This is a genomic window from Sulfurovum sp. (assembly GCF_041562805.1).
GTDB lineage: Bacteria > Campylobacterota > Campylobacteria > Campylobacterales > Sulfurovaceae > Sulfurovum.
Window position 1 is genome coordinate 22,212 of the sequence record NZ_JBFFOH010000020.1, and the last position, 7,554, is coordinate 29,765.

At 37.4% G+C, this 7,554-nt stretch carries 7 protein-coding genes; 3 read left to right on the plus strand and 4 right to left on the minus strand.

Features of this window, described 5'->3' with window-relative positions:
• Positions 1–16 precede the first annotated feature (16 nt).
• The 4 genes from ABYK33_RS04600 to ABYK33_RS04615 all read right to left on the minus strand — a co-directional run bounded on the left by ABYK33_RS04600 (position 17) and on the right by ABYK33_RS04615 (position 3,463).
• Positions 17–652, minus strand: a complete 636-nt coding sequence (locus tag ABYK33_RS04600) for a protein-L-isoaspartate(D-aspartate) O-methyltransferase (RefSeq protein ID WP_373031808.1) — start codon at positions 650–652, stop codon at positions 17–19.
• Between the two features lie 83 nt (positions 653–735).
• Positions 736–1,467, minus strand: coding sequence for a carbon-nitrogen hydrolase family protein (locus ABYK33_RS04605; protein WP_373031809.1), 732 nt, complete (start codon positions 1,465–1,467; stop codon positions 736–738).
• Positions 1,468–1,475: 8 nt separating this feature from the next.
• Positions 1,476–2,495 (minus strand): ribonucleotide-diphosphate reductase subunit beta, encoded by a 1,020-nt coding sequence (locus ABYK33_RS04610; protein ID WP_373031810.1) that lies wholly within the window; start codon positions 2,493–2,495, stop codon positions 1,476–1,478.
• Positions 2,496–3,151: 656 nt separating this feature from the next.
• Complete coding sequence (locus tag ABYK33_RS04615; protein WP_373031811.1) at positions 3,152–3,463, minus strand: pyrimidine/purine nucleoside phosphorylase; 312 nt, start codon at positions 3,461–3,463, stop codon at positions 3,152–3,154.
• 86 nt (positions 3,464–3,549) lie between these two features.
• Here ABYK33_RS04615 and ABYK33_RS04620 point away from each other — a divergent pair, with 86 nt between their 5' ends.
• The 3 genes from ABYK33_RS04620 to ABYK33_RS04630 all read left to right on the plus strand — a co-directional run bounded on the left by ABYK33_RS04620 (position 3,550) and on the right by ABYK33_RS04630 (position 7,504).
• Complete coding sequence (locus ABYK33_RS04620) at positions 3,550–4,662, plus strand: glycosyltransferase (protein ID WP_373031812.1); 1,113 nt, start codon at positions 3,550–3,552, stop codon at positions 4,660–4,662.
• 21 nt (positions 4,663–4,683) lie between these two features.
• On the plus strand, positions 4,684–6,033 hold the full coding sequence (locus ABYK33_RS04625; protein ID WP_373031813.1) for an FAD-dependent oxidoreductase: 1,350 nt from the start codon (positions 4,684–4,686) through the stop codon (positions 6,031–6,033).
• Between the two features lie 187 nt (positions 6,034–6,220).
• Entirely contained in the window at positions 6,221–7,504 is a 1,284-nt protein-coding gene (locus tag ABYK33_RS04630; protein ID WP_373031814.1) for a citrate synthase, read from the plus strand.
• Positions 7,505–7,554: the final 50 nt, after the last annotated feature.

Below are 7,554 nucleotides of genomic sequence, written 5' to 3' on the forward strand. Positions count from 1 at the left end.
AATAAAAACTATTCGCTTACTTTTGCGTGCCGTCGAGTACAGGGACAAAAAGACACTGTTCAATAGTTTCAGAAGTGATACGGCCATTTTTCTTATAGTAACGTGTGATGATATGATAATTTTCAGCCTCTTCCACAGGAGCCACCAAGATACCACCTTCAGCCAATTGTTCAAAAAGTACTTCAGGGATCTCTTTGGCCGTTGCAGAAAACAAGATACGCTCAAAAGGAGCATATTGTTTCCAGCCTCTTTGACCATCATCGAAACGGGTAATGATATTGTTCATCTCAAGTGCAGCAAAACGGCTTTTCGCTTCTTTAAGAAGCTCATCGATACGTTCTATGGTAAATACACGACGACAGATCTTGCTTAGTATCGCTGCCTGGTAACCACTTCCGCAGCCAACTTCAAGTACAGAATCGACACCTTCAAGTTCCAAATGTTGTGTCATTTTAGCGACTGTCAAAGGAGAAGATATCCACTGGCTTGCCGCTAGGGGAAGGGCTTCGAGCTGATAAGAAAGATGTTTAAACTGTGAAGGGACAAAGGTCTCTCTGTCAACAGCTAAAAATGCCTCTCTGACATGATCGTCCAATGGAAAGTGTTTCTCGATCTCTACAACAAGATTTTGTCGTTGTCTCGCTTTTATCATAAATTAAAATTCCTCATCCCAAATAATGCAGGAATTCTATCTAAAATCTAGTTAAAAAGGCTTTTTAGCTTATTGGTCTTCCTCTAGTCCATGACTATATAGCGACGCATTTTCTTAATTTCCCTGAAATCTATACTTCCCACTACAGCCTCTAATGCATCATTCATTGTTACTTCTCCTGTAGGAGAGATAATGGAAGATGAGCTTGCCATATCTTCATCAGAAGAGTTTGAAACGATGACATAACATTGATTCATCACTGCCAGTGCTCGCGAAAGTACTTCCATGTGTGTTTTACGCAGCTTCCCCCATCTTGAAGGGACGATCACCACGTCAGCACCCTCTACCTGTTCCCATAATTCTTTAAACCGTAACTCAAAACAGATAAGTATGGCATATTTCACCCCGTCTATTTCAAAAGGTTTGATCTTTTTCTTTTTCCCTGCCTGAAAATAGAGGTCTTCATCTCCAAGCTTAAAAAGTTTTACTTTCTCTTGGCGGTGAACAATTCTATGTTTATGGATCACCACTGCCTGGTTGATAAAATTGTCACCCTCTTCAAGGATAAGTGTTAGAATCACTATCTGCTCATTCACCTCTTTTTTAAGTGCTTTAAGCGCATTGGCTGAAAATTTTGCAGCCGTGGCCATATGTTCATAATCAAGCGCTGTCAAAAATACTTCGGGGGCAACTACAATGTGCTTGTCTTGATGTTCTTTTAAATGAAAGAGAAGGGTGTCCAGGTTTTCCTGATACCGTTTGTGAGAGGGAAGTTGCAAGGTAACAACTTCCATTTTTTTAAGCATAGATAACATAATAAGACCTAAAAATCGTCTAGATCCAGACTTCCTTTGGAGTAATTCGTTACATTCCCCTCAAAGAAGTTTGTCTTTTGGTCATTAAATTGTGAAAAGTTGTCCACCCATTTGATAGGATGTTCCACATTATAGATCTTTTCCATACCTACTGCATGAAGTCTTTTGTCCGCAAGGTACTTGATATACTGTTCGATAATATCATCTGTAAGTCCAAGTATCTGCCCTTGTGTGATATATGCACCCCATTCAGATTCAAGTTTTACCGCATCCCTAAACATCTGATATACTTCATCCTCCAGCTCTTTAGTAAAAAGTTCCGGACGCTCTTTTTTAGTTGAATTGATCATGTTTTGAAAGAGTAGTAAATGTGTGACCTCATCTCTTTGGATGAAACGGATCATTTGCGCTGTACCTAACATCTTGTCAGAACGTGCCAATGTATAAAGATAGGCAAACCCACTGTAAAAGTATATACCTTCTAAAATCTGGTTGGCAAACATTGCCTTTACGATATTTGTATCTGTTGGGTTACTTGAAAGCTCTTCATAGACGTTAGCGATAGCATCATTTTTAGTCTTCAGCATCATATCTCTTCGCCAGAGTTCATAGATCTCTTGAGAATTGGTCGATATACTATCAACCATTACCGCATAACTCTGAGAATGCAATGCCTCTTCAAACGCCTGCCGTACCAAGATCAAGTTTACCTCTGGTGCAGTTATAAATGGATTCAAGTTATCGATAATGTTATTTGTCTGTAAAGAATCCATAAATATAAGCTGCGCCAGTACTTTATCGTAAGCTGATTTCTCTGAATCTGTAAGATGTTTATAATCATTCACATCACGTGTCATATCCACTTCTTTTGGATACCACGAGTTATTCAGCATCATCTCCCAAAGGTTATATGCCCATTGATACTTAATATCATTGAGTTCAAATATCCCGGTAGGATCTCCACCAAATATCTTACGGTCGCTTGTTCTTTCTTCTGAGTCAGGGTTGTATATTTTTTTTCGTTCCATCGGTACACCTTGATAATTTTTTCATGTATTATTTTAAAACATTATACACATTTTGGCTGATTGTTTAGCCTGTATAAGTCCATCAATGATTTAGAAAAAGACAAACATAAATTACTGCTTGATATCGTAGCAAATAGACTCATAATATACATTGCATATTTTACTGATTCATATAAAGATAAGATAAATGCTTTCATGGAGGGGGAGGCTAAATGATCTTATATTACAGGCAGCTTTTCGTGGGAAATATATTTGAAAAGAGATATGCATCCATACGGGAGACAAAGATGCAAAAAAAATTGAAAAGCTACCTAGAAAGCCTGAAGTATCAAAAAGGGATAAGAGTCCTTCATAACTTTCATGTTTGTAGTATAGTCTCAATGTATGAAGTAAGTGTGAAGTCTGCCTAAGCATCTCCATAAAAATGAATTCTTTTTATATCTGTAATGTTATTTGTGATAGATCTAAATTTTAGGGAAAAGGCAACTTTTATACGCTTTGGACTGTTTTAAAGGAGGCACCAAACAAGGAAGTAAGATGCCACATAAAATAAAAAATTACCTAGAAAACCATTGAGAGCTAAAAGGGAGGGAGGAAGTGTCTCCACGGTCTTCATGCTGCTATTATAGTTCTTGTGTGTGTACTAATCGTGAAATCTACAGATAAGAACAGCAATAATCCGTGATAGTTGAAACATTTACCTGAAATTTACTATTCGCAGGCACATCAAAAGATTCGCCACCTTTAATGCTTACCCATACATCACTCCCTGGTAATCTTACTTCCAGTTCTCCTGATGTAATTTCCATGAGTTCAGCAGCTGCCGTACCAAATTCATACTCACCAGGCAACATAAAACCCAAAGTTTTTTTACTGCCATCCGCAAAATTTACTGTTCGGCTCGTTACTGCACCATCAAAATAGCTATTTCCTGCTAGTTCTACACTTACATTGTCAAAGTTTTTCATCAAATTATCCTTTTTTGATTAGGATTATAGCTAAATCATACTACTATTACATAGTTAAAACCAAAAGCGTATTGAGGAGGATTTGTATGAAAAAACTATTATATATTACAGACCAGGATGAGTACAAGGATCACAGCTTCATAGCTCCTTTGTTTGAAATCTATCTACATAAATATATAAGTGTCGATATTGTCTATTTTACGGAGTTTAAATCTGATTCTGAAAGAAAATCTGAACATAAATTTACTGTACCTACAAGATACAAAGATGTACTTCTTGATGAGTTGAATAGAAATGATGTATCTATAGATACGTATGACTATATACTGGTCAGAAATGATATAGATATCATGAAACATGTACTACAAGAAAAAGATAAATACCAATATAAAACTATTTTTAGGCAAACTGTTCCAAAAAGAAGAATAAAGATCAGGTGTTGTATCGCTGATGGTGAAGTCACCATTTTGGATACAATGGCCGATAAGTATAAAACCTTTTGTGAAACAAAGATCATCAACATGTGTGATGTATTTTTACCTACTTCCCAAAATATGCATGAAAAATTTTTCCCTAAAGTGACAACCAAGACCATTATTTGTCCTCCTGGGATAGACCCAAATATGCTTCGTCCAAACATACAGCACGAGGGAGAAGAAAAAAGATTTTTTTATGCAGGTACTTTAGACAAAGTAAGAGAATTTGAAACGGTCTTAGATGCATTCTCAAAACTTTCTTGCGATACATGGAAACTAACCATTTCAACCAGAGATCCTCAGTATGCTCTGGAAATGGTAAGACAATATAAAAACCTGGAAAACAATATTGAGATTCACAATGCAAAAAATAGAGATGAGTTACTTGATCTCATTGCCAAGGCAGATATAGGTGTGGCTCTTTTACCTGATTACCCCGTCTACAATACGGCAATCCCTGTTAAAATATTTGACTATTACTCATCTGCAATACCCTGTATTATGACATATTCTGGACATAACAATAAAGTCTTTACAGATTCTCACGATGCATGGTTTTGTAAATTTGAACAAAACGATATAAAAGAAAAACTCGAATACATTCTCTCTCTAAGTAAAGATTCTATCGCAGATGTGGGTATTAAGGGTCAGAAAAGATTATTAGATATAAGAAATTATGAAAAAATCGCTGCAGATCTAGCGATGAAATTGGAAGCACTTTAAAACAACATGGAGAATCAAACAGTGAAAAATAAACATTATGATGTTTTAATTGTCGGAGGAGGAATCTCCGGAACAGCACTTTTTTATGAATTGGCAAAATATACAGATGTTAAATCCATCTGTCTGCTTGAAAAATATGAAGCCTTATCAACCCTAAATTCCAAAGGGACAAGTAACTCTCAAACTATCCACATAGGTGACATAGAGACAAACTATACATTGGAAAAAGCAAAAGTGACCAAACGAACAGCCAATATGATAGAGAAGTTTTGTTTACAGTATGGGCTAGAAGAAAAGATCATGTTTGCTCATCAAAAGATGGCACTGGGTGTGGGAGAAAAAGAGGTACATTTTATTGAAAATAGATACCATGAATTTAAAGAGTTATTCCCCTATCTTGAACTTTGGGATGTTGAAAAACTGAAAGAACTTGAACCAAAGCTTGTTTATACAGACAAAGAACAAACAAAGGTACGCCCTGAGCCTATATTGGCTATGGGCACATCCACACAATACACTACTGTTGACTTTGGAGCAATGTCTGAAGCTTTAGCATCACAGGCACAAAAAGCATCTGATGCGATTACAGACATCTTTTTCCATTCACAAGTTGATCAGATCAAAGAGCGGGAAGATAAAACGTTTGAAGTCACAACGACAAGTGGAGAAAAATATACTGCCGATTTTGTTGTAGTAGATGCAGGAGCACACTCACTCTTTTTAGCACATCAGATGGGTTACGGAAAGCACATGGGTTGTCTGCCTATGGCTGGAAGTTTTTACATGACAGATGGACATTTCCTCAATGGCAAGGTCTATATGGTCCAAAACAACAAACTCCCTTTTGCAGCATTGCATGGAGACCCGGACATGTTAGCGGAGGGGAAAACAAGGTTTGGTCCAACAGCACTAGTGTTGCCAAAGCTTGAAAGATTTAAGCCTGGTACCTATTTGGATTTCTTCAAAACATTAAACTTTGATTCTAAAATAGTAAAAATATTTTGGGACCTGCTTAAAGACAGCGATATTAGAAATTACATCTTTAAAAACTTTTTATTTGAAGTGCCTTTTATCAATAAAATATTATTTGTACAGGATGCCAGAAAAATTGTACCTTCACTCAGTGTAGATGACATAGAGTATGCAAAAGGATTCGGAGGGGTAAGACCACAGGTTTTAGACAAAGAAAAAGAAAAACTCATGCTGGGCGAAGCTTCCATAAATCCAGGCAATGGGCTGATCTTCAATATGACGCCAAGTCCTGGAGCGACATCCTGTTTAGGCAATGCGGAAAGGGACCTCAAAGTTATAGTGAACTTTCTTAACTTATCCTATGATGAGGCACAATTTCTTAAAGATTTAACGGAGTAGTCAGTTAAATCCTTAGGGATGGGGTACCATTTATTACACATATATTCTACAGATCCATACTACCCTTTTCTATATTTACACAAAAAAAGGTTTTACTGTATCGAAGTAAAACCTAAAAAATAAAATTTATTGATAGATTTTCAACTTTGGCTATAATATTAAAGAAAGCCAAAAAAGGAGATATCTCATGTCAAAAAACACAGTTACCTTAACGGATAACAGCACAGGTAAAACATACGAATATACCATTCTATCTGGTACCAGAGGCCCTTCGGTTGTGGATATACGTACTTTTTTTAAAGACACAGGTATGTTTACCTATGACCCTGGGTACACATCAACTGCAAGCTGTGAATCCAAGATCACCTTTATTGATGGCGGAAAGGGAGAGTTACGGTACAGGAGTATACCTATAGAAGATCTGGCCAAAAATCACAGTTACATGGAAACTTGTTTTCTCCTGCTTAACAGTCGTCTTCCTTCCGAAAAAGAGCTCAAGGAGTTCGATCTTGAGATACGGCACCGTGCATTTTTACATGAAGGGTTACGTCATCTTTTTAATGCATTTCCGGACAATGCCCACCCTATGGCAACACTCTCTGCTTCTGTTACTGCACTTGCGACCTTTTACAATGATCACTTGGACATGGAACATGAAGAAGAGTATTTGGAGATGGCGCATCGCATTATTTCAAAGATCCCTACCATTGCTGCTTTTGCATACAGACACTCCATCGGTACACCTTTTATACAGCCCAATATAGATCTGAGTTTCACAGAAAACTTTTTAACGATGATGCGTGCCTACCCTGGAGGGAAAATGCATTTGGGAGTAGATGGACATGAAAAAATAAGAGAAGTGGAAGTACGTGCCATGGATACAATTTTTACTCTGCATGCTGATCATGAACAAAATGCTTCCACCACAGTCGTAAGAAATGTAGCTTCCACAGGGGCACATCCATATGTGGCTATCTCTTCAGGTATCGCAGCGCTTTGGGGACGTGCACATGGTGGCGCCAACGAATCTGTCATCGCACAACTAGAATTGATAGGATCTGTAGACAATGTAGAAAAATACATTGCCAAAGCCAAGGACCCCAATGATCCATTTAAGCTCATGGGATTTGGACACAGAGTGTACAAAAACTTTGATCCACGTGCGAAGATCCTAAAAGGACTGCAGGATGAACTCAAAGCTGAACTCAACCTTGATTCACATCTCATGGAAATTGCAGGGAAAATAGAAAAGATCGCACTGAGTGATGATTATTTTGTTTCACGAAACCTCTACCCAAATATAGATTTTTACACAGGTATCATTCTCACTGCCCTACAAATACCAAAAACTATGTTCACCCCTATTTTTGTTATAGGAAGAACTGTAGGATGGATATCTCAATGGATAGAGTTCAAACAAGACAAAACATCTAAGATCGCAAGACCAAGACAACTCTACACAGGTGACTAATAAACACTATAGTTTTTTCGTCAATATGGCCTCTTTTTAGCGGCCAAAAT